The organism is Rhizobium sp. PDO1-076, from assembly GCF_000247475.1.
Taxonomy (GTDB): domain Bacteria; phylum Pseudomonadota; class Alphaproteobacteria; order Rhizobiales; family Rhizobiaceae; genus Allorhizobium.
Genome location: NZ_AHZC01000166.1, coordinates 25,585 through 46,974 on the forward strand (window position 1 = coordinate 25,585; position 21,390 = coordinate 46,974).

Genomic DNA, 21,390 nt, shown 5'->3' on the forward strand with positions numbered 1-21,390 from the left:
CTCACCTCTCTTCAAGCGATTTCCAGCAGAGAGAATTTGGCGGAATTGCTCTTCGGCGTCCACAAGCCGCGATCAATGGCCTCGATCAGCCGCTCCGACATTTCCCGCAGCGCCGGTGCATTCTTCTCGGCCATAAAGTCGCGCACCCGCTCGTCGAGCACAAAGGCCTGATAGACCGCCTCGAAATGATGATCGCGCACGGCACCCGTCGTTGCCGCGAAGGCGAACATATAGTCCACAGTCGCAGCAATCTCGAAGGCGCCCTTGTAACCGTGGCGCATTACGCCCTCGATCCATTTCGGATTGACCACGCGGGCGCGCACAACCCGGCCGATCTCCTCCTCCAGCGTGCGGATCACCGGCCTTTCCGGCCGCGAATGGTCATTGTGGTAGACCACCGGTCGCGCACCCGATACCGCTTCGATCGCCGCCGTCATGCCGCCTTCGAACTGGTAGTAGTCGTCGCTGTCGAGCAGGTCATGCTCGCGATTGTCCTGGTTCTGCACCACTGCCTGGACCGTGCGCAGCCGTTCCTCGAACAGCCCGCGCTCGGCCTTGCCCTCGGCGCCCGCGCCATAGGCATAACCGCCCCAGACCAGATAGGCCTCTGCCAGATCGCCGCGCTTTTCCCAGCCCTTTTCGTCGATCAAGGCCTGCAGGCCGGCGCCATAGGCACCCGGCTTGGAGCCGAACACGCGGTAGCCGGCGCGCCTGGATGCGGTCGCGGCATCGAGACCCTCGGCGACAAACTGCGCGGTATCGGCCCGCATGCGCGCGGCAATCGGATTGTCTCCCGCGTCCTCGTCAAGCGCACCGACCGCGCGGATCGCCTTGTCATAGAGCGCGATCTGTTCCGGGAAGGCATCGCGGAAGAAACCGGAAATGCGCAAGGTGACATCGACGCGCGGTCGACCGAGCAGCGCCTGCGGCAGGATCTCGTAGCCGGTCACCCGCCGCGAGGCCATGTCCCAGACCGGCTTGACCCCGATCAACGCCAGCGCCTGGGCGATGTCATCGCCGCCAGTGCGCATGTTCGACGTGCCCCAGGCGGTCAGCCCGAACGACACCGGCCATTCGCCATGGTCCTGCACATAGCGCTGGATCAGCAGTTCCGCCGAGGCCTTGCCGAGCTGGTAGGCAGCTGGCGTCGGCACGGCGCGACTGTCGACGGAGTAGAAATTTCGGCCCGTCGGCAGCACGTCGGGCCGCCCGCGCGTCGGAGCGCCGGACGGGCCCGGGGCGACGAAACGGCCATCGAGGCCTTTGAGCAGGCCGGCGATTTCGGCCGGGCCGGACCTGACGATCGAGGGCTTCAGGCGGGTTTCGATTTCGGCGAGGACCGCTTTTGTTTGGGTCCAGTCCGCCGGGCATGGGAGCTCGCCGGAGACGAGGGCAGCAGCGAGCAGTTCGATGCGCTCCACCGTGTCGCCTCTGGTCCGCCAGGGTTGATCGGTAAGGCGGGCGAGGATCTCCGGGCGTGGTCCGGTCCAGGGATCGGACATGATGCAATCGAGGGGATCGAATTTGGCATCGCTGCTTGCGTTAACCCCCTCTGTCCTGCCGGACATCTCCCCCTCAAGGGGGGAGATCGGCGTGTCGCCACCGCTCGATTTAAACGGAACCAATTCAAGTGGCGCTGCTGCTGCGACAGACCCAGTCGACGAACGAGGCGTTTCGGGTGTGGTGATCTCCCCCCATGTGGGGGAGATGCCCGGCAGGGCAGAGGGGGGTGAACCGGGAAACGAAATACCCGCCAGAGCATCCGCCGCAATCACCCGCTGCAGGCTCTGATCTCCGCCCTCGCCCAGTCCGCGCGGAACACGGGCGAGCGCCACCGTCAGGTCGGTCAGCAACCGTCCTTCCGGCGCAAGGCCGAAGATGTGCAGCCCGTCGCGGATCTGCATCTCCTTCAAGTCGCAGAGATAGGCATCGAGCTTTTCCAGCGCCGTCTCTTCAGCTTCCCCCTTTCCGATCCCGGCATCCTGGTCGAGCCCGATATCCGCGACCAGATCGAGGATCTGTTTCTTCAGCAACTTCAGCCGGCGGGGATCGCCGCCCGACGCTTCGTAATATTCGTCGACCAGTGCTTCCAGATCCTTTAGCGGGCCATAGCTTTCGGCCCGCGTCAAAGGCGGCGTCAGATGGTCGATGATCACCGCGGACGTGCGGCGCTTGGCTTGCGTTCCCTCGCCCGGATCATTGACGATGAACGGATAGAGATGCGGCAAGGGACCGAACACGGCTTCCGGATAGCAGCTCTCGCTGAGCGCAAGGGCCTTGCCCGGCAGCCATTCGAGATTGCCGTGTTTACCCATGTGGATCAGCGCGTGAGCGCAAAATTGTTTGCGCAGGAAGGCATAGAAAGCGAAATAGCCATGCGGCGGCACAAGGTCGGGCGAATGGTAGCTTTCCTTGGGATCGATATTGTAGCCGCGCGCCGGCTGGATGCCGACCATGACCCGACTAAAACGCATCAGCGGCAGCGCGAAAACGCCGTCGAGGTAAAACGGATCGTTCGCCGCATCGCCCCAGCGAGCGGTCACATCTTCTTGAATCTGTTTCGGAAGCGATTCAAAAAAGGCTTTGTAATCACTCAGTGAAATGACCTCACGGATGACGCGCCCATCATGTGCGGCATTGGTCGGCCCGGCCATCAGCGCCGTGATCAGCGCGTCGCCATCGGCCGGCAATTCGCCTACCCCGTAGCCGGCATCAGACAAGGCCCGCAGCACCTCGATCGTCCCGGCCGGTGTGTCGAGCCCGACGCCATTGCCGAGCCTGCCGTCGCGGTTCGGATAGTTCGCCAAGATCAGTGCGATATTGCGATCCTTCGCCGGCGTCGCGCGCAAAAGTGCCCAGTTCGCGGCGAGCCTGGCGACGAACGCCATCCGTCCTGGATCTGGTTCGTGGCTGACCAGATTGGTCTCGACCCGGTCATCGAAGCGCGCCGCCGACTTGAACGATACGGCTCGTGTCAGCACCCTTCCATCGACCTCCGGCAGCGAAACGCTCATGGCAAGATCGCGCGCCGATAGCCCCTGGCTCGACGTGTCCCAAGCCGTCCTCGGAGATGACGAAAAGATCGCCTGCAGCACCACCGCGCCCTGTTCGTCAAGAATGGTCGAGGGATTGTCCGATCCCGGCGCCGAGACGGCAAAGCCGGTGGTGTTGACCACGACGTCAGGCGGGGCCACGCCAAAGACTGCCCGCAGCGTTTCGACCGAGACCGGATCCTTGAGACTCGAAACGAAAACCGGCAGCGGCGTGAGCCCCTGTGCCTGGAGCGTGCCGATCATGGCCTCCACCGGCGCGGTTTCGCCGCTCTGGACGAGCGCGCGGTAGAAGCAGATGGCGGCGATATCGCCATTGGCGGCAGCCAGCTGCCGCCATTCCTCCACACCGATCGCGCCCCTGCCCGGCCACCAGATCCCGGCTTTCAGCAAGGGCCGTGCCGGCTCCGGCTTGTCGGCATTCGACAGCAACGCCTCGGCATAGGCGACGAAATGCGCCGTGTTGCGGTCGCCACCCTCGGTCAGGTAGGTCCAGAGCGCCGAACGATCGGCATCGGTACACAGGCTGAAAGGATCGAGCCCGGTATCCCGCTTGTCATCACCGGGCAGCGTGACGATCAGCGCACCCTTTGCCCGCGCAGCCGCCGTCAGCGCTTCCAGCGCATAGTGGAAATAGCTTGCACCACCCAGTGCCCGGACGATGATCAGTTTTGCATGACGCGCCGTGCGTTCGACATAGGTATCGACCGACATCGGATGCTTGAGCGCCATCAGGCTGGCAAGACGCCAGCGTAGCCCGGACCCTGCCGCCGCGACGGCCGCAGCCACCGCCGACAGTTCGGTGTCGGCAGCCGACAGAAAAAGGATTTCGCCAGGCGACTGCCCAAGGTCGATCGCCTCGTCTCCGTCGGTAATCGAGCCTTTCTGGGCGAGAAGAAGATGCATGGATCAGCCAGCCGCCCCCTGAACGGCTTCGACAACTGCGCCAAAATCCCATTCATGCAGGCCGATGACGACAAGCCGGGTCTCGCGCTTCTCGCTCGACGTCCAGGGCCGATCGAAATAGGTGTCGATGCGCGTACCCACAGCCTGGATGACCAGACGCATCGGCTTGCCGGGCACGTCGATGAAGCCCTTGAGGCGCAGGATGTCATGGCTCTCGATCACCGGCTTCAGCCGATCGATGAAGGCGGCAGGATCGGCAATCGCGCCGAGCTTCAGGACGAAGCTTTCAAACTCGTCATGGTCATGATGATGGTCATGCGCAGCACCGCTTTCATGCAGCGCCTCATGCTCCAGCTCGTGATGCGACTTGCGATTGTCGATATCGTCTTCGGTGCCGGCACCGATGCCCAGCAGCACCAGCGACGAGACTTCGCCATTGCGCGCTTCGACCATGGCCGGCTTGCGATGGGTGCGACCTGTGACTTCGGCACGCACGGCAGCGATACCGGCGGCATCGAGCAGATCGGTCTTGTTGAGCACGATCAGGTCGGCACAGGTGAGCTGGTCCTCGAACAGCTCCTCAATCGGGCTTTCGTGATCGAGGCTCGCGTCTTCGGCGCGTGCGGCATCGACCTTGTCATGGTCATCGGCGAAACGACCGGCTGCAACGGCTGCGCTGTCGACGACGGTGATAACGCCATCAACCGTGACGCGGGTGCGGATATCCGGCCAGTTGAAGGCCGCGACCAGCGGCTGAGGCAACGCAAGGCCGGATGTCTCGATGACGATGTGATCGGGTTTCACGTCGCGTTCCAGGAGCTTTTGCATCGTCGGAATGAAATCGTCGGCGACCGTGCAGCAGATGCAGCCATTTGTCAGCTCGATGATATCGTCTTCGGTACAATTGTCGGCACCGCAGCCCTTCAAAACATCGCCGTCGACACCAAGATCGCCAAATTCATTGATGATCAGCGCGATCTTCTTGCCACCCGCATTCATCAGCATGTTGCGGATGATCGTGGTCTTGCCGGCGCCGAGGAAGCCGGTAATCACGGTGGCGGGAATTTTCTGCTGCAACATTGTTCAACCCTTCATTTTCAGCGGCAAACCTGCCGCGACGAAATACACTTCCGCAGCCTTTGCTGCGATGAGCTGGTGCAGTCGGCCGGCATGGTCGCGAAACGCGCGCGCCATCCCGTTCTCCGGCACGATGCCGAGACCGACTTCATTGGAAACAAGCACGATCCGGGCTTTCAGTGACGGCAAAAGATCCGCGAGTGCGGCGCTCTCAGCGGCCACATCTCTCCCGTCCTCCATCATCAGATTGGTGACCCAGAGCGTCAGGCAATCGACCAGCACCACGCGACCGGGATCGTCGATCTGGACCAGTGCTCCGACGAGGTCAAGCGGCTCCTCATGCGTTGTCCAGCCATGGCTGGCGCGATCCTGCTTGTGACATTCGATCCGCGTGCTCATCTCGTCGTCCCAGGCACGGCCGGTCGCGAGGTAATTAAGCGCAAGGCCGCTGTCGCGGCAGATCTGTTCGGCAAAGCGCGACTTGCCGGAACGGGCGCCGCCGAGAACAAAAACTGAGGAATGAACGGACTGCATCATTCAGCCCTGCTCCGCAAGATGGGAGCTGGAGAAAGGCATGACCGGCAAAATGCCGTCGCCAAGCAGGCCGGACCGGACCGAATCCCGAACCGGATGCACCGCCCTGCGCGACCATGAGGTCGCGCCAAAATCAAACGTCGCCACGACAACCTCCGTGCTGGCGTCGGGGATCTCTCCCCATAAATTGGGCATCAAAGGCCCGTCACGGACGGCAGGTCTCCTGGCTCACAGCTGCCGGCGAAAACGCCAACGGATCTCCCTCACCTTCCCAGGGCTTTATGGCAGTCGCGAAAAGGCGGACGATTCGTAGATAAAGAGGCGTCCCACCCCGGCTGATCGCGCTGCCACCCCAGTGGTTTTTCCGGCTCAAGACGTCCGGCATCGATCACACCCTGCGATCCGTCATGCCTTCGGCACTAAAACCGGATGGAAGACCCTCACTGCTCTACAGTCGCGGGGTCGGCTGCGTTTGGCAGTCCCTGCCTGGGTCCCTGCCTCCGCATTCCCTTTTGCTTTCCAGGCCACACTTCCGCAGCCCGAAAACCATCCGGTTCAAAGGATTAGGCGGTGCCTCGCGGCAAGTCAATCGAGACCGGTGACGCATCAACGGCAATTGCCGGAAATCATGATCTGGAAATCAGGATTTGCTGCCGGGGATTTACCATCAGGGCTTCGGTGTCAGGCACTCGGCATCCGTTGCCGGATCGCAGGCTCCGTCAAGCCGCACGGAACCGCTGGCACCCTGCTCTACCGGTCCCCCTTGCGCCGGCGCACCCTTGGTCCTCGCCTTTGCCGGCTGCACCACCGGAGCCACAATCACGGGCGCGACGATTTCGGCCGGAACGGGAGCCGGGGTTGCTTGCACAACAGGCAGGGGCTTGACCACCGCAATCGGGGCTGCGGCACGCATCGGCGGCGGTGTGACCGTAGCCGCCACGGCAGGTGCGGGATCGCTTGCGAACCGTGTCGACATCGTCTTCGGCGGCCGCACGGTCCTGATCCTCGGCACGGTCAGCGAAAAAGCAAAGCGGATCCGGGCGGCTACCTCTTCGGCCAGCGGCTCGCGACCGAAGCGCGGATCATTGGTCGGGCTGCTGACGGTGAAGGTCCCGGCGGCAACGGGCTCGCCCGTCTCGATTGATGCTGCCGTGACGGTAAAGCGCACTTGCTCGAAATAGCGCCGTGCATTCAGCCCGGTTCCGAACTTGTCGATCTTGACGAGCAGTACGACGCGCTCGGCACCCGGCGGCGGCCGTGTCGAGGAAATCGCCGCCGCAACGCGCCGGTCGATGCCCTTGATCAGTTCCAGCGGAACACTGGCGTCGGCCATAACGGTCACGTCGCGGACATAATAGACTAGAGGTCGATGAATACGGTTTCCCCCGGACTGGGAACAGGCGGACAACACGAGGAGGAGCCCGAGCGCAAAAGCGATGCGAAAACTGCGAGCAACCATCTGGACAACCCCGACGCGGTGATTCTAACACGCTCCGAGCATTCGTCGATTATGGTTAGCCGTTGGTTAATCCTGACTATGGAGGGCAGCAAACAACGACGCAGCAGCGGCGATTTCACCGTAGCGCGCTTCGCGACGCGCCTCTGCCTCTTCATCGCTCCCCCAATGCTCGATCGTCCAGTCTTCATCGAGATGGGCAAGGCTCCATACGGCATCCAGATCGAAGGCACCATCGGCGAAGGCAAGCGCCAGGATCGAGGAACCGGCAAGCGTGGTCACCACATGCAGGCACGACAGCCGGAAGGCTTCGCGGTAGCGCTCGAGAGACGCCGCATAGGCTTGAAGCGCCTGGGCCGGCTGCTCCTGATGGATCACACCCTCGGCCAGGATGAACCGGGCCTGGTGTGCTTCTGCCACCCAAGCCAGAACCGGATCCCAGCGGCAGGCCTGACGGTCGACAAGCTCCTGCGGACTATCGGCGCGGTAGCACAGCAGGTCGTTGCCGGCAAAACGAACGATCTCGTCGAAGACCTCGGATAGGTTCAGGCTGACGGCGTCGATCGCGGTATTGGCAAGTTTGGTGACCGGCATCGTACCTGGATCGATAACCTGATCCTGGAATGCCCATTCGGCCGCCACCAGTTCGGCGGCCTCGCGCGTTGGCAAACACAGCGTGTTCTTGGCCGGTGTCTTCACCGGTTTGCCATCGAGATGGATCGCAAATCCGTCCCCGTCGGCAGCAATCGATACGATCGTATAGAAGCGCTTCGGCAGCGGTCGCTTCATTTGGATCTGGGCGCGGCGCACCGGATCGGCATCGCTGTGTTCGGGGATGAACGTGCCGGAAATATTACTGAGCTCGTCACGCATCAAAAGGCCCTTCAGTGGATATAGGCGAGAAGATCGGCCGGTTGGTCGACAACGGCGTCGGCGCCAGCCTTCCAGAGGTCTTCGACAGATGCATAACCCCAGGAGACGCCGATCGCAGTCGCGCCGGCAGCCTTGGCCATCTGCATGTCGAAGACGGCATCGCCGATGACGATCGTCTCAGACGGCGCAATTCCCGATTCGTCACAGCATTCCGTCACCATGGCCGGATGCGGCTTCGACGGGCAGTCGTCGGCCGTGCGGCAGAACTGGAAATGCGGGGCAAAGCCGTGGCCTTCCAGAACCATTGCCAGCCCACGCCGCGACTTTCCCGTCACCGAACCCAACACCACATCCTCGCGCGCCGCCAGCGTGTCGATCACGCCACGGATACCGTCGAACAAGGGCTCTTCAAAGCCGCTATCGCGACGGACTTCGCCGAAGATCGACTTGTAGTAAGTCGCCATTGCCACAGCCTCGTCATCTGCATGCGGCTTGCCATCCATGCGGGCAATGGCAATATCGAGCGTCAGACCGATGATCGCCTTGGTCTCGGCAACGTCCGGTTCGCGCTTGCCGAAATGCAGGAACGTCCGGCGCATCACCTCGTGGATCAACCCGACGCTGTCGACCAGCGTGCCGTCGCAATCGAACAGAACCAGCTTCATTCCTGGTCTTCCCGCTCACCCGACGCCATGTCAAAACCGAACAGGTTCCAGGTCTGCACCATATGCGGCGGCAGAGGCGCCGTCACCTTCAGGCGTCCGCCATCCGGATGCGGGATGTCGATGTGCCGGGCATGCAGATGCAGGCGCTTCTGCACACCGCCGGGGAAGTCCCAATTGTGATCTTCGTCGAAATATTTCGGGTCGCCGATGATCGGATGCCCCATATACAGGGCGTGCACACGCAGCTGGTGAGTACGGCCGGTATAGGGCTCCATTTCCAGCCAGGCGAAGGTATGGGCGGCCGTCTCCAGCACGCGGTAGTAGGAGATCGCGTGATCGGCACCGTCCTCGCCATGTTTGCAGACGCGCATGCGGTCACCCTCGTCCGTCTGGTCCTTGACCAGCCAAGTCGAGATCTTGTCGCTCTGCTTGCGCGGCACACCCTTGACCAAAGCCCAATAGGTCTTCTTGGTGTCGCGTTCGCGGAATGCGGCAGTCAGCTTCTGCGCCGCGCCACGGGTCTTGGCCACCACCAGAACACCGGACGTGTCGCGGTCGAGACGATGGACAAGGCGTGGCTTCTCACCCTTCTTGCTGGTCCAGGCTTCGAGCATCTTGTCGATATGGCGCACCAGGCCGGAACCGCCCTGCACGGCAAGGCCTGCCGGCTTGTTCAGGACGATGACCTTTTCGTCTTCATGCAGCAGCATGCGCGACAGGAGCTCGCCGTCTTCGGAATGCTTGAGATCGTGCGAGCCGATCGGGCCGGACTTGACCTTCAGGTCGACGTCGAGCGGCGGAATGCGAACCACCTGCCCCGGCTGAACGCGTGCATCGGTCTTCACCCGGCCGCCATCGACACGCACCTGGCCGGAGCGCAGAAGTTTCTGCAACGGGCCGAAGCCAAGCCCCGGGAAATGCACCTTGAACCAACGGTCCAGGCGCATGCCGGCCTCGTCGGCTGCCACGGTGATATGTTCGATGCCTGCCATGATATTCAGAACTTTCTTTGTCACCACAGGCCCTGCCTGCGCCTTTTTATGTGCGCTTTAGAGCATTTCGCCGCAATATGGAAACAGGAAAACCGATTAGCCGAAGCTGCGCGCCAGGCCAAGGCCCAGCAGTGCTGCTCCGATCGACAGTGCGACACTGGCAGCAATATAGACAAACGGCATCACCATGGCACCCCGCTCTGCCAGCACAATGGCGTCCAGCGTAAACGCCGAGAACGTGGTGAACCCGCCCAGAACGCCGGTAATCAGCAGCAGTCGCAAGGCCTCCGAAGCGCCGAAGCGCGCCATGATCACATGCGACAGAAGGCCGATCGCAAAAGAACCGACGATATTGACCGTCAACGTCCCCCAGGGGAAGTTTGGCCCCATCAGCCGGAGCGCTGCCATACCGGTCAGATAGCGCAAAACAGACCCGATGGCGCCGCCAAGCGCAACCAACACCATATGATACATCGACAACTCCAGGCGTCTTAGAGAGCCGCCCGGATTATCGGACCCACAAGGTCACTGGACGGCCGCTTTCAGAAATTCTGTAGTGAACGTAGCAAGCGCAGTCCAGTCGGTAAATTCAGGGTCCTGACTGACATCTGTCGATGCCCCCTCGCGCGCAGCCATACGTCGCATCATCCAGCGCTTGAAGAAATCATACTCGCTGTAGCGCAGCGCTCCGGCCGCATGATGCACCATGCCGGGCCGCCACTGCGTTTGCACAAACAGGCTGTCTGCGAAATCCTGCGCCTCCTGCCGCTCGTCCTCCAGCTCGCTTCGGATCAACAGCGAAACAGAGACAAAGGCCGTCGGGACCGATTTCAGCCAATCGGCCTCGCGACTGACGAACGCGACAAAGGGGTCCGGGTAACGGCCGGAATGCACCGGCGCGCAAAGGATCGCAGCCTGGGGATGATCAACCCCATATTCGACCATCTCCCCGACATTGAACAACAAGGCGCGGTCACCATGCTTTTCAATCTCCGCGGCGACCGCCTCCGCGATCTTGCGCGTCTGTCCCTCTATGCTGACATAACCGACCAGAACAATCATTCCACCCTCCCGCCTGCGCCAGATGGGGCGCCATATTGATGATTGCCCTTCTACCAGACCGGCGCGCCGCACCTGTTGATCTAACACAAATACGGTCATTTCGGTGCATAAAGCGCGGGGAACTCAACCCGCGGCATTTTATTAAAAACACATCATTCGATTTAAAGATGCAGAGATATCCATGCTTTATGATCAAGTAGTGAAGTAATATCTGGATGTAACCCATGACACAGGTCGTGACAGTTTCTGCTACCACCGCCGCCTATGCGATGGAGCCGATCAAGCCGCAGCAGCGGGTGAGCGGTTCAAGCCATGCGGAGGAAACTACCCGCCTTCTCGCCGAAAAAGCGGCTAAAGGCGAAGACTTCAAGCTGAGGGCAATGGTCAGCATTGTCCAACCACCAGCGCTTGCGCTCTATTTTCTGACGGCTAACCAACAGAAACTGGAACAGGCAACGCTGAAGGAAACAATCTCGGCTTATCGGAGTTCGGTCGCCTGACCGGAACTCTGTTCTGCCCAATTGCAAAACCGCGGCCAATGACTGGCCGCGGTTTGCTTTTTGAGGGATCTGCCTAGGTGAGGCTGGCCTTTCAGCTCAGTTGGATCTGGCCGGGCCGATTGGCAGAACAACATCGACATTGCCCGCCTTCTGAAATGTCAGCGTCACCGGAACCGTCGCACCGTCGCGGAAAGGCTCGCTGATCTTGAAGAACATCAGATGCAGACCGCCGGGCTTCAACTCCACCGACTGACCGGCGGGGATGGTGATCCCGTCCGGCAACTGTCGCATCTTCATCACGTCATTGACCATTGCCATTTCGTGCAACTGAACCTCACCGGCATTGGGCGACGTCGCGGCAATCAGCACGTCGTCTTCGGCACCCTTGTTGGTGATGGTGATAAAGCCGCCACCAACCGGCTGGCCCGGCAACATCGCCTTGGTGAAACCGCCCGACAATTCCAGGTCACCGAGGGTCACCACATCGAAACCACCCGGATTGACGGCAGCGGCATGATCGCCATGCCCCGCATGCGCATCGTGCCCGGCATGGGCACCCGTTGCCGGCGCGCCATGGCCGGCATGCTCATCCGCACCCGCGGCGGCGGCAATCTTCAAAACAGGCGCCGGGCTCTTCAGATCATGCGGATCCTGACCGGCTGCGGCGATATCGGTCCAGGCAACCGTGGCATCCGCCCCGCACACTTGAATGGTCGGGAAAGCCAGACCGGTCTCCGGATCAGCGGCAGCCACCTTTCCGTAGATCGTGAACGTGTCGTAGAATTCATCCGGCAGATTGCCGTTCTTGAAGCGGATCTCGACCGGACCGGATGTCACCGCCTTGCCGTGATTGTCATAGGAATTCTGATAGTCGCCAGAGATGACTTCGATTTCCCAGCCGGCCTTGGGCTGTGGCTTGGCCGAAATGAAGCCTTCCGGCAGCTTGATCTGCACTTCATTCGTCGCCTTGCCATCACAGCCATGCGGCACCTGCAGGGTGGCTGCGACATAGGAGCCGACTGCAACCGGAGCATTGGCGAAACTGGCGTGCGCGAAGGCTGCGCCGGTCGAAACGAGCGCAACGAGCGCTGTTGTGGCGATAAGCTTGGTGTTCATGGTGCGTCTCCTGGCCACGGCCCGTCTTTTGCGGCGCACGCGGCATGTCATCTGATCAAAAGTCGGCCGAAAATAGGATCAGGCGGAGACAGGTGGCCCACGCGACCGTGGCCTTTCGATGGGCTCGAAGACAAAACAGGACGCCGTATTCTCCAGCCTCGCCACCAGGCTCGGAAAGGCAGTAACTAGCCAATGATAGGGACCGGGCGTGGGCAACAGAGCCGTGGAGGCCAGCCGGCAGACGTCGCAGCCGGTGCCGCCAATAGCATGCTTGACCGCCGTATCGCTGACACAGAGATCGGCAAAACTGCCATCCGGCAGTTGATAGGACGCAGACAGAAAGGGCGACGCCATTGCCTGGGGCGGCTTGTGAGCAAAGCCCAGCGACAGGAAGACCATGGCGCAGAAAATGCGCAGGATCCTTGCCATAGGCTGTGACTTCGTCTTCATCGTCGTCCTCGTGTCGACGACTGCTTTACCGCGCCGTTTCCCCGAAGCCAAGCGACGAGATGCCGCGCGCCTACGGAAACGCTGTACTGCTTGCGCCAGCGCAATCATGACGTTCCACGACAAATATTTTCTCGAACGCGACACATCCTCTTGCCAAGTCACCCTCCAGCCGGATAATGCCACCACCACGACCTTGTTGGGAGAAGCCGGTTCGATCCGGTGCCGAAGGAGCAACCGCCCCGGAAACTCTCAGGCAAAAGGACCACAAGGCGTCGACTGGACTCTGGAGAGAGGTCTGTTTCCAAAGCAGATCGCGCCGAAGGGATAACAATCTCAGGCACAAGGACAGAGGGGGCTCATGACACCGGCACAACCGTGCCTAGACTTGAGCAAGCGCGAGCGCGCGACACCGGAGACGCCCTGTGGACGATCACACCGCCCTGAAACGCACCCCCCTCTACGATCTCCACCTGTCGCTTGGCGGCAAGATGGTCCCGTTTGCCGGTTATGACATGCCGGTGCAATATCCGGCCGGCGTGCTGAAGGAACATCTTTTCACCCGCTCCGATGCCGGATTGTTCGATGTCTCGCATATGGGACAGGTCCTCCTGACGCCGAAGTCCGGCAAGGTCGAGGATGCAGCCCTTGCACTCGAAACCCTGGTGCCGGTCGATATTCTCGGCCTCAAGCCCGGCCGCCAGCGCTATGGCTTTTTCACCAACGACAGTGGCGGCATACTCGACGACCTGATGATCACCAATCGCGGCGACCATCTGCTCGTCGTCGTCAACGCCGCCTGCAAGGACGCGGATGTCGCCCATATGAAGGCGCATCTGTCCGACACCTGCACGGTCGAACTGCTCGATGACCGCGCGCTGCTGGCCCTGCAGGGACCGCGCGCCGAATCGGTCCTCGGTGAACTCTGGGCCGGCGTCTCCGGCATGAAGTTCATGGATGTCCGCGAAATCCCGTTGCTGGACGTCGACTGTATCGTGTCACGCTCGGGCTATTCCGGCGAAGACGGTTTCGAGATCTCCGTTCCCAACCACAAGGCGGTCGCTCTCGCCAAGGCACTCCTGTCGCATCCGCATTGCGCCCCGATCGGCCTTGGCGCCCGCGATAGTTTGCGTCTCGAAGCGGGCCTCTGCCTTTATGGCAACGACATCGACACCACCACGACCCCGATGGAAGGCGCCATCGAATGGGGCATCCAGAAGGTGCGCCGCAAGGGCGGCGCCCGTCAGGGCGGTTTCCCGGGGGCAGACCGCATCATCGGCGAACTGGAAAATGGCGTATCCCGCCGCCGTGTCGGCCTGAAACCCGAAGGCAAGGCACCGGTGCGCACCCATGTGAAGCTCTTTGCCGATGCCGAAGGCAGGACCGAGATCGGCGAAGTCGCCTCCGGTACCTTTGGCCCGACCGTCGAAGGCCCCGTCGCCATGGCCATGCTGCCGATTCCCCATACCGCAGCCGGCACGCGGATCTTTGCCGAGGTGCGTGGCAAGTATCTGCCACTGACGGTGGCGGACCTGCCTTTTGTTACGCCGACCTACAAGCGGTGAGACGACGAATTGCTGGACAGCCCCTCATCCGGCTGCCGCCACTTTCTCCCCGTGAACAGGGAGAAGGCCAATGCGGCCGCCGTTCTGCTCCCTTCGCCCTGCTTGCGGGGAGAAGGTCCCAGCAGGGGGATGAGGGGCACGCTCAGCGCATAGATTTTGAACAAAACACACGAGAGGAACGAACCATGCTGAAATTTACCGCTGAACACGAATGGCTGAAGATCGAAGACGGCATCGCAACCGTCGGCATCACGACCCATGCCGCCGGCCAGCTCGGCGATCTGGTCTTTGTCGAACTGCCGGAAGAAGGCGCCACCTTCGACAAGGACGCCGTTGCGGCGACCGTCGAAAGCGTCAAGGCCGCCTCGGACGTCTATTGCCCGCTTGCCGGCGAAATCACAGCCTTCAACCAGGCCATCGTCGATGACCCGTCGCTGGTCAATTCCGATGCCGAAGGTGCGGCCTGGTTCTTCAAGCTCAAGCTCGCCAACCCGGCTGATGCCGATGCCCTGCTTGACGAAGCAGCCTACAAGGAGCTGATCGCCTGATGACGACCTCGACTGAATTCCAGTTCACCGACTACGATCCTTACGATTTCGCCAATCGCCGCCATATCGGCCCCTCACCGGCTGAAATGCAGGAAATGCTGAAGATCGTCGGCTATCCGACGCTTGATGCCTTGATTGATGCCACCGTCCCGTCGTCGATCCGCCAGCAGGTGCCGCTCACCTGGGGCAAGGCAATGACCGAGCGCGAGGCGCTCGACAAGCTGCGCGAGACCGCCAACAAGAACCAGGCGCTGACCTCGCTGATCGGTCAGGGCTATTACGGCACGATCACGCCACCGGTGATCCAGCGCAACATCCTGGAGAACCCGGCCTGGTACACGGCTTACACGCCCTATCAGCCGGAAATCAGCCAGGGTCGCCTCGAGGCGCTTCTGAACTTCCAGACCATGGTCTGCGACCTGACCGGCTTGGACGTGGCGAACGCCTCGCTGCTTGATGAAGCGACGGCTGCAGCCGAAGCCATGGCGCTCTGCCAGCGCAGCGCCAAGACCAAGGCGACCGCGTTCTTCGTCGATGAAAACTGCCATCCGCAGACCATCGCCGTCATCCAGACCCGCGCCGAACCGCTCGGCTGGACGGTCATCGTCGGCAATCCCTTCACCGATCTCGACCCGGTCGATGTCTTCGGCGCGATCTTCCAGTATCCCGGCACCAACGGCCAGGTCAGCGATTTCTCCGGCCTGATTGCGCGCCTGCACCAGACCGGTGCGCTGGCCGCCGTTGCCGCCGATCCCCTGGCGCTGCTGCTGTTGAAGTCGCCGGGCGAAATGGGCGCCGACATCGCCATCGGCTCGACCCAGCGCTTCGGCGTACCGGTCGGCTATGGCGGCCCGCATGCGGCCTATATGGCGGTCAAGGATGCGATCAAGCGCTCGATGCCCGGCCGTCTCGTTGGCGTGTCGGTTGATGCGCGGGGCAATCGCGCCTACCGTCTCAGCCTGCAGACCCGCGAGCAGCATATCCGCCGCGAAAAAGCCACGTCGAACATCTGCACGGCGCAGGTCCTGCTCGCCGTCATGGCCTCGATGTATGCCGTCTTCCATGGTCCGCAGGGCCTGAAGGCCATCGCCCAGCAGGTCCACCAGAAGACCGTTCTGCTCGCCAAGGGCCTGGAAAAGCTTGGCTACAAGGTCGAGCCGGAGACCTTCTTCGACACGATCACCGTCGAGGTCGGCCATATGCAGGGCCTGATCCTGCGTGCGGCGGTCGCCGAAGGCGTCAACCTGCGCAAGGTCGGCGAAACCCGGATCGGCATCGCGCTCGACGAACGCACCCGCCCTGCCGTTCTGGAGGCCGTCTGGCGCGCCTTTGGCGGCAAGTTCGAAGTCGACGATTTCAAGCCGGATTACCGGCTGCCGAAGGATCTGCTGCGCACCAGCGAATACCTGACGCATCCGATCTTCCACATGAACCGCGCCGAAAGCGAGATGACCCGCTACATCCGCCGTCTGTCGGATCGCGATCTGGCGCTCGACCGGGCGATGATCCCGCTCGGCTCGTGCACGATGAAACTCAATGCGACAGCCGAAATGCTGCCGATCACCTGGCCGGAATTCTCCGACATCCATCCCTTCGCCCCGGCTGACCAGACGCTCGGCTACAAGGAGATGATCGATGACCTGTCGGAAAAGCTCTGCGCCGTTACCGGCTATGATGCGATTTCTATGCAGCCGAATTCTGGCGCGCAGGGCGAATATGCCGGCCTCCTGACGATCCGCAACTACCACCTCGCCCGTGGTGATGCGCATCGCACCGTCTGCCTGATCCCGACATCCGCCCATGGCACAAACCCGGCCTCGGCCCAGATGGCCGGCATGCTGGTCGTCCCGGTGAAATCCAAGGAAAACGGCGACGTCGACCTCGACGATTTCCGCGCCAAGGCACAGCATCATGCGGCCAACCTCTCCTGCTGCATGATCACCTATCCCTCGACGCACGGCGTGTTCGAGGAAACAGTGCGCGAGATCTGCGAGATCACCCACAGCCAAGGCGGCCAGGTCTATCTCGATGGCGCCAACATGAATGCCATGGTCGGCGTTTCACGCCCGGGTGACATCGGCTCGGACGTATTGCACCTCAACCTGCACAAGACCTTCTGCATCCCGCATGGCGGTGGTGGTCCCGGCATGGGCCCCATCGGCGTCAAGGCACATCTGGCGCCCTACCTGCCGGGCCATGTCTCGACCGACGGCCGTCCGGGTGCGGTCTCGGCCGGACCGTATGGTTCGCCGTCGATCCTGCCGATCAGCTGGTCCTACTGCCTGATGATGGGTGGCGAAGGTCTGACCCAGGCGACCAAGGTGGCGATCCTCAACGCCAACTACATCGCAGCAAGGCTGACCGGCGCCTATGACGTGCTCTACACGTCGGCGAGCGGTCGCGTGGCGCATGAATGCATCATCGACACCCGTCCGCTGAACGTGTCGGCCGGCGTCAGCGTCGACGATGTCGCCAAGCGCCTGATCGATTGCGGCTTCCACGCGCCGACCATGAGCTGGCCGGTGGCCGGAACGCTGATGATCGAGCCGACGGAATCCGAGACCAAGGCGGAAATCGACCGTTTCTGCGAGGCAATGCTGGCGATCCGCGAGGAAGCCCGCGCCATCGAGGACGGCCGGATGGACAAGACCAACAACCCGCTGAAGAACGCCCCGCACACGGTGGAAGACCTCGTCGGCGAATGGACACGTCCCTACAGCCGCGAACAGGCCTGCTACCCGCCCGGCGCGTTCAGGGTCGACAAGTACTGGTCCTCGGTCAACCGCGTCGACAATGTCTATGGCGACCGCAACCTCGTCTGCACCTGCCCTCCTATGGAGGACTATGCCGAAGCGGCCGAATAAATTCGGACAAAACACTGGCCATCGCGTCACGGATGCCTCTTGAGGCAAACTCGTCGCGATGGCCGCCAAGGAAAGACACGGCACCAAGCATATCGGCACCCAACCGAGGCCGATTTTTCAGTTCTAGAGATTCATGCCGGTGTTTTCTCTGCAGGATGCTGGGTTAAGTGGTGGGGGCGATTGCAACCTCCACCATTTCAAGGCTGACTGATCGCCAACCATGGCTCGCCAGCCGGTAGTTTACCTTCACTTGACCTCGCTTTCCGAATCCCGCAACAGTCCTGACCGGATGCAGGCCAAGATCACCAAGCGAGGTAGTGAAGTGTCGTTAAGAGAAACATTTTTTCAACTTGGAACACTTTGCGACAAGTTCGAGCATTACCTTCCGCTGTACGAAAAGTGGTTCGGAAAGTTCGTAAATCGCGCCCCGCGGATTCTGGAAGTTGGCGTGCAGTTCGGCGGCAGCGCCGAGATGTGGTACAAGTATTTCGGCGCAGAGACGGAGATCGTCGGCATCGATATCGCACCGCGCAGTGCCGGCACCAGCTTCCTGAAAGTCATTCAGGGCGACCAGGGCAGCACGGCGTTCTGGGACGATATTGCCCGGACCTACGGCGAAGGCTATTTCGACATCATCATCGATGACGGAAGCCATGACAACGTCCACCAGATCGTTACGCTGCAGAAGACCTATGGCTTGCTGCGCGATGGCGGCGTCTACTGGTGCGAGGACGTGCACACCAGCTACTACAAGAATGTTCGGGTTCAGGGCGGCGGTTTGCGCAATCCCGAAAGCTTCATCGAATTCTCCAAGCAGATCATCGATGTGATCAACGAGAAGCACACGAAATTCGCCATCGGCGTCGGCAAGACACCGGCAGGCCCGCATGTCGACCCGCAACTTCTTTCGCTGTTTCGCAAGGTCCAGGGCGTGCATTTCTACGACAGCATTGTCGTCCTTGAAAAGGGCGAGCCGCTCAAGTTCAACCGGATCAATTCCGCGCCGAACATGGCCTACAACAGAATAGACAATCCACAGGCAGAAGAGTTCACGCTGGACTAAAATCCGACGTTCCTCGTCTGTGATCAGAATGTATAGGGCGCCATCGCCTCCGATGGCGCTCTTTTTCTGCGCATTGACAGGTTTCGCAATGATGCGCGGGGCCGACGCCGGTATAGACGTCACGATGGCCTCGGCTTTGCTGAAACGCCCCTCGTCTTCCACAGGGCCCAACTGCGGATCGGCGTGCTTCGACTGGCATTGCGATTGCGGTCTGTCGCCCATCAGGACCAGTTATACGCAAGTTTCAGACAGCATTACTGTCCTCATCGAGATTCGTATGAGGTTATCATGGCTCTTGCCGCCGAAATGCCAATGCCGCCGCTGACCGTCGAGTGGCTCACGACGCGCACCTTCGATTTTCGCGCCGAGCCAAAGGGACAGACGATCAGCGACAGGCTGGTATTTCATCCGAATGGTTTCATCGTCGGCTACAATCATCCCAACGAAGCCTATTGGGATCTCGACGGCAACGACGTGTTGATCATCGACCTTCAGGGCATGACCACATGCCGGTTGTCGTTCATCGCCAACAGCGGCGGCACGCCCTGCCTCGCAGGCAATTTCATCAGCCCGTGGGACAACTACGCGACCACGGCCACCCGGCATATCCTGACGCCGAACTCTTCCGACCTGCACACCCATATCCAGAGCTTCGACCTGTTCGACACCCTGGTGGCGCGCCGTTGTTTCGGGCCTCTAGAAATCTTCCGGCGGGTCGAGGAAAAAAGCGGTGTCGCCAATTTTGCCGCCCGCCGCCACCTTGTCGAGATGAGCATGTTCGGGCGCCGCAACTATGGCCTCGACGACATCTATGATCTGCTGATCCAGGAAAAGACGCTGACCAACAGCCAAGCCAAGATGGTCAAGCTGATGGAACTAGACGAGGAATGGGACAACCTGTTCCCGATGAGACAGGTAACCGCATTCGTCAATCCGGACGACATCATCATTTCCGACATGTACCTGCCGCAGTCGTTTGTCGAACGGATCGTCCGCGAGAAATGCGGCCTGAACAACAAGGTCTATCTGAGCAACTACGGCAAGCATCACCGAATCATCTGGCCATCGATCAAGCAGGAGTACAAACTCCGCGTCCATTACGGCGACAACCAGAATGCCGACATCAAGGGAGCCGCCGAATTCGGCATTCCGGCGACCTATGTCAGCCTGTCCAAATGGGACCGGACCGAAGAAATCCTGCACGAAGCAAGCCTCGGCCCCTATGCCCATGCCCTGCGCGAGACACGCCTCCAGACATTCCATCGCAACGCGCAGGTGCGCAACGCGCTGCAGGCGCAGATCAGCATCAACATTCCGCTGATGCTGCTTGGAACCTTCTGGCTCCGTCATCAGGCCGAAATGTTTGGCGCCACCCGGATCATGGCCGCGGCACGGGACTGCAACCTGCTGATTCACCTCCTGTCATCCACCCATTTTGCCCGCCACGGCCTACCGCCGGCCGACTATGTCCGCATGTCGCGCACCCTGTGTTATTCCGACACGCCGGAATTTGAGGCCTATTTCCGCTCGAAGCTCGGCGAACGCACCTTGCTTGTCGACTTTGTTGGCACGGGACGCTCGATGAAAACCTTCGTGGAAAGAACCGGCCTGCAGGACAAGATCATGCCGTGTCTTCTCGTTGGAGATGATGTCGCGCCGGAAGCCCGGGTGCTTCAGACCATGATCCACCGCGACTACTACAAGTGCCGGATGTATCTCGAAGCACTCAACGCCTCGCTGGACGGTTCTGCAGTCCTTGCCAGGGTCAACAACCACCTCGTCAGTGTCGAACAGCAGCCGAACGAATTCAGCGACTTCATGAAGGTCATCATCACCGAGATGCGGGCGAATTTCTTCAGGTTCCTGCCAAGCCTCGATCGCTTCGCGCCACCCAAGGCGCCGGTTCCCCTCGACAAGCTGCTGACTGCCGCCGAGGCGATTGCCGATCTGTTCCCGGCCCACATGCTGAAAATGCATTATCTCGGCGAAGAGCAGAGGCGAAACATGCGCCGTGGCGTCGCCGCTCAGGCGGCAGCAGAGTAACAGACACCAACGCAACTCCCGCTCGCGGGCGGGAGACAACAGGCCAATGTCCGCAGGTGTACCATTTCGGCGCACCTGCCCTTTCAAGCTTTTCTAACGACTGCGCACTACACTGCGCGTGTCGAAGAAAAGCATGAAAGCGCATGATGGCCATCACCGCCGCAATCAACAGTGCCGCATCCGGGATGTATGCCCAGCAGCGCAGGCTCGCGGCCACGGCGGACAATATCGCCAACGCGCTCTCTGCGGGCTACGACCGGCGCGACACCCGCTTTACCACCGGTTCGGCAGGCGGAGTGGCGGCTACCGTTACATCTGCACAGGCGCAGACGATGGATGAAGGCACGAACGTCGATCTCGCCACGGAAATACTGACCCTTGTCGAAACCGAAATTTCCTTCAAGGCCAACGCTTCGGCCTTCGAAACCGGCGCGGACCTGTGGGACGTGTTGATGAGCATCAAGCGGGATTGACCTCGCGGAGCGCGCGCCACTAGCCTCAAAGGATCGCCTTGACGGCCATGCCGAGCGAGACGATGCCAAACAGCAGCAGAACTCCACCGGAAACCCACGATACCCAGACCACAAAGGATTGTGGCAGTCGTGAGCGCAAGAGGCTGACCATGCCGC

The 21,390-nt window shown here is 61.2% G+C and carries 19 protein-coding genes and 2 riboswitches; of the genes, 7 read left to right on the top strand and 12 right to left on the bottom strand.

All coding sequences use genetic code 11. The features are described from left to right. Positions 1 to 11: 11 nt before the first annotated feature. From cobN to PDO_RS11105, 10 genes are all read right to left on the bottom strand, one after another. On the bottom strand, positions 12 to 3,956 hold the full coding sequence (gene cobN / locus PDO_RS11060) for a cobaltochelatase subunit CobN (protein WP_007601851.1): 3,945 nt from the start codon (positions 3,954 to 3,956) through the stop codon (positions 12 to 14). Positions 3,957 to 3,959: 3 nt separating this feature from the next. Continuing rightward, positions 3,960 to 5,036: a cobalamin biosynthesis protein CobW gene (gene cobW / locus PDO_RS11065; protein ID WP_007601853.1), complete on the bottom strand. Its 1,077-nt coding sequence runs from the start codon at positions 5,034 to 5,036 to the stop codon at positions 3,960 to 3,962. 3 nt (positions 5,037 to 5,039) lie between these two features. Then, entirely contained in the window at positions 5,040 to 5,570 is a 531-nt protein-coding gene (cobU, locus tag PDO_RS11070) for a bifunctional adenosylcobinamide kinase/adenosylcobinamide-phosphate guanylyltransferase (RefSeq protein ID WP_007601854.1), read from the bottom strand. Next, complete coding sequence (locus PDO_RS28290) at positions 5,571 to 5,714, bottom strand: hypothetical protein (RefSeq protein ID WP_160167033.1); 144 nt, start codon at positions 5,712 to 5,714, stop codon at positions 5,571 to 5,573. A 49-nt stretch (positions 5,715 to 5,763) separates the two neighbouring features. Then, positions 5,764 to 6,133, bottom strand: a riboswitch (cobalamin riboswitch). A gap of 101 nt (positions 6,134 to 6,234) precedes the next feature. Then, positions 6,235 to 6,900 carry a hypothetical protein gene (locus PDO_RS11080; protein WP_244426412.1) on the bottom strand — a complete coding sequence of 222 codons (666 nt, stop codon included), beginning with the start codon at positions 6,898 to 6,900 and terminating at the stop codon, positions 6,235 to 6,237. 192 nt (positions 6,901 to 7,092) lie between these two features. Then, a complete protein-coding gene (locus tag PDO_RS11085) occupies positions 7,093 to 7,896 on the bottom strand; it encodes an ATP12 family chaperone protein (RefSeq protein ID WP_007601857.1) in 804 nt (267 codons plus the stop codon). 11 nt (positions 7,897 to 7,907) lie between these two features. Beyond that, positions 7,908 to 8,561, bottom strand: a complete 654-nt coding sequence (locus tag PDO_RS11090) for an HAD-IA family hydrolase (protein ID WP_007601858.1) — start codon at positions 8,559 to 8,561, stop codon at positions 7,908 to 7,910. Then, positions 8,558 to 9,553 carry an RluA family pseudouridine synthase gene (locus PDO_RS11095; RefSeq protein ID WP_037073490.1) on the bottom strand — a complete coding sequence of 332 codons (996 nt, stop codon included), beginning with the start codon at positions 9,551 to 9,553 and terminating at the stop codon, positions 8,558 to 8,560. Before PDO_RS11095 ends, PDO_RS11090 begins: the two co-directional genes overlap by 4 nt. Before the next feature lie 96 nt (positions 9,554 to 9,649). Further along, entirely contained in the window at positions 9,650 to 10,027 is a 378-nt protein-coding gene (crcB, locus tag PDO_RS11100; RefSeq protein ID WP_007601860.1) for a fluoride efflux transporter CrcB, read from the bottom strand. Positions 10,028 to 10,078: 51 nt separating this feature from the next. Beyond that, entirely contained in the window at positions 10,079 to 10,714 is a 636-nt protein-coding gene (locus PDO_RS11105; protein ID WP_244426414.1) for a flavodoxin domain-containing protein, read from the bottom strand. A 125-nt stretch (positions 10,715 to 10,839) separates the two neighbouring features. Here PDO_RS11105 and PDO_RS11110 point away from each other — a divergent pair, with 125 nt between their 5' ends. Then, entirely contained in the window at positions 10,840 to 11,115 is a 276-nt protein-coding gene (locus tag PDO_RS11110; RefSeq protein WP_007601869.1) for a hypothetical protein, read from the top strand. A 96-nt stretch (positions 11,116 to 11,211) separates the two neighbouring features. Here the strand turns inward: PDO_RS11110 and PDO_RS11115 are convergent, their stop codons facing one another. Next, on the bottom strand, positions 11,212 to 12,231 hold the full coding sequence (locus PDO_RS11115) for a DUF1775 domain-containing protein (protein WP_007601871.1): 1,020 nt from the start codon (positions 12,229 to 12,231) through the stop codon (positions 11,212 to 11,214). A gap of 78 nt (positions 12,232 to 12,309) precedes the next feature. Further along, positions 12,310 to 12,681: a hypothetical protein gene (locus PDO_RS11120; RefSeq protein WP_007601873.1), complete on the bottom strand. Its 372-nt coding sequence runs from the start codon at positions 12,679 to 12,681 to the stop codon at positions 12,310 to 12,312. Between the two features lie 187 nt (positions 12,682 to 12,868). Next, a riboswitch (glycine riboswitch) is annotated at positions 12,869 to 12,956 on the top strand. Positions 12,957 to 13,103: 147 nt separating this feature from the next. Here PDO_RS11120 and gcvT point away from each other — a divergent pair. The 6 genes from gcvT to PDO_RS11150 all read left to right on the top strand — a co-directional run bounded on the left by gcvT (position 13,104) and on the right by PDO_RS11150 (position 21,234). Next, positions 13,104 to 14,243, top strand: a complete 1,140-nt coding sequence (gcvT, locus tag PDO_RS11125) for a glycine cleavage system aminomethyltransferase GcvT (protein WP_007601880.1) — start codon at positions 13,104 to 13,106, stop codon at positions 14,241 to 14,243. Positions 14,244 to 14,428: 185 nt separating this feature from the next. Beyond that, positions 14,429 to 14,791, top strand: a complete 363-nt coding sequence (gene gcvH, locus PDO_RS11130; RefSeq protein WP_007601882.1) for a glycine cleavage system protein GcvH — start codon at positions 14,429 to 14,431, stop codon at positions 14,789 to 14,791. Next, positions 14,791 to 17,655, top strand: coding sequence for an aminomethyl-transferring glycine dehydrogenase (gcvP, locus tag PDO_RS11135; RefSeq protein WP_007601884.1), 2,865 nt, complete (start codon positions 14,791 to 14,793; stop codon positions 17,653 to 17,655). Before gcvH ends, gcvP begins: the two co-directional genes overlap by 1 nt. 448 nt (positions 17,656 to 18,103) lie before the next feature. Continuing rightward, entirely contained in the window at positions 18,104 to 18,718 is a 615-nt protein-coding gene (locus tag PDO_RS26690) for a class I SAM-dependent methyltransferase (protein WP_141649886.1), read from the top strand. 288 nt (positions 18,719 to 19,006) lie between these two features. Beyond that, positions 19,007 to 20,761: a hypothetical protein gene (locus tag PDO_RS11145; protein WP_007601888.1), complete on the top strand. Its 1,755-nt coding sequence runs from the start codon at positions 19,007 to 19,009 to the stop codon at positions 20,759 to 20,761. Positions 20,762 to 20,904: 143 nt separating this feature from the next. After that, positions 20,905 to 21,234, top strand: a complete 330-nt coding sequence (locus PDO_RS11150) for a flagellar basal body protein (protein ID WP_007601890.1) — start codon at positions 20,905 to 20,907, stop codon at positions 21,232 to 21,234. Positions 21,235 to 21,390 lie beyond the last annotated feature (156 nt).

Bases quoted from the DNA above. Each gene is read 5' to 3' on its own strand.
- gcvP (WP_007601884.1), top strand. From the start codon at position 14,791: ATGACGACCTCGACTGAATTCCAGTTCACCGACTACGATCCTTACGAT.
- crcB (WP_007601860.1), bottom strand. From the start codon at position 10,027: ATGTATCATATGGTGTTGGTTGCGCTTGGCGGCGCCATCGGGTCTGTT.
- PDO_RS11120 (WP_007601873.1), bottom strand. From the start codon at position 12,681: ATGAAGACGAAGTCACAGCCTATGGCAAGGATCCTGCGCATTTTCTGC.
- PDO_RS11110 (WP_007601869.1), top strand. From the start codon at position 10,840: ATGACACAGGTCGTGACAGTTTCTGCTACCACCGCCGCCTATGCGATG.
- cobW (WP_007601853.1), bottom strand. From the start codon at position 5,036: ATGTTGCAGCAGAAAATTCCCGCCACCGTGATTACCGGCTTCCTCGGC.
- PDO_RS11150 (WP_007601890.1), top strand. From the start codon at position 20,905: ATGATGGCCATCACCGCCGCAATCAACAGTGCCGCATCCGGGATGTAT.
- PDO_RS11090 (WP_007601858.1), bottom strand. From the start codon at position 8,561: ATGAAGCTGGTTCTGTTCGATTGCGACGGCACGCTGGTCGACAGCGTC.
- PDO_RS11145 (WP_007601888.1), top strand. From the start codon at position 19,007: ATGGCTCTTGCCGCCGAAATGCCAATGCCGCCGCTGACCGTCGAGTGG.
- gcvH (WP_007601882.1), top strand. From the start codon at position 14,429: ATGCTGAAATTTACCGCTGAACACGAATGGCTGAAGATCGAAGACGGC.
- PDO_RS11105 (WP_244426414.1), bottom strand. From the start codon at position 10,714: ATGACCGTATTTGTGTTAGATCAACAGGTGCGGCGCGCCGGTCTGGTA.
- PDO_RS11085 (WP_007601857.1), bottom strand. From the start codon at position 7,896: ATGCGTGACGAGCTCAGTAATATTTCCGGCACGTTCATCCCCGAACAC.
- PDO_RS11095 (WP_037073490.1), bottom strand. From the start codon at position 9,553: ATGGCAGGCATCGAACATATCACCGTGGCAGCCGACGAGGCCGGCATG.
- PDO_RS11080 (WP_244426412.1), bottom strand. From the start codon at position 6,900: ATGGCCGACGCCAGTGTTCCGCTGGAACTGATCAAGGGCATCGACCGG.
- cobU (WP_007601854.1), bottom strand. From the start codon at position 5,570: ATGATGCAGTCCGTTCATTCCTCAGTTTTTGTTCTCGGCGGCGCCCGT.
- PDO_RS11115 (WP_007601871.1), bottom strand. From the start codon at position 12,231: ATGAACACCAAGCTTATCGCCACAACAGCGCTCGTTGCGCTCGTTTCG.
- cobN (WP_007601851.1), bottom strand. From the start codon at position 3,956: ATGCATCTTCTTCTCGCCCAGAAAGGCTCGATTACCGACGGAGACGAG.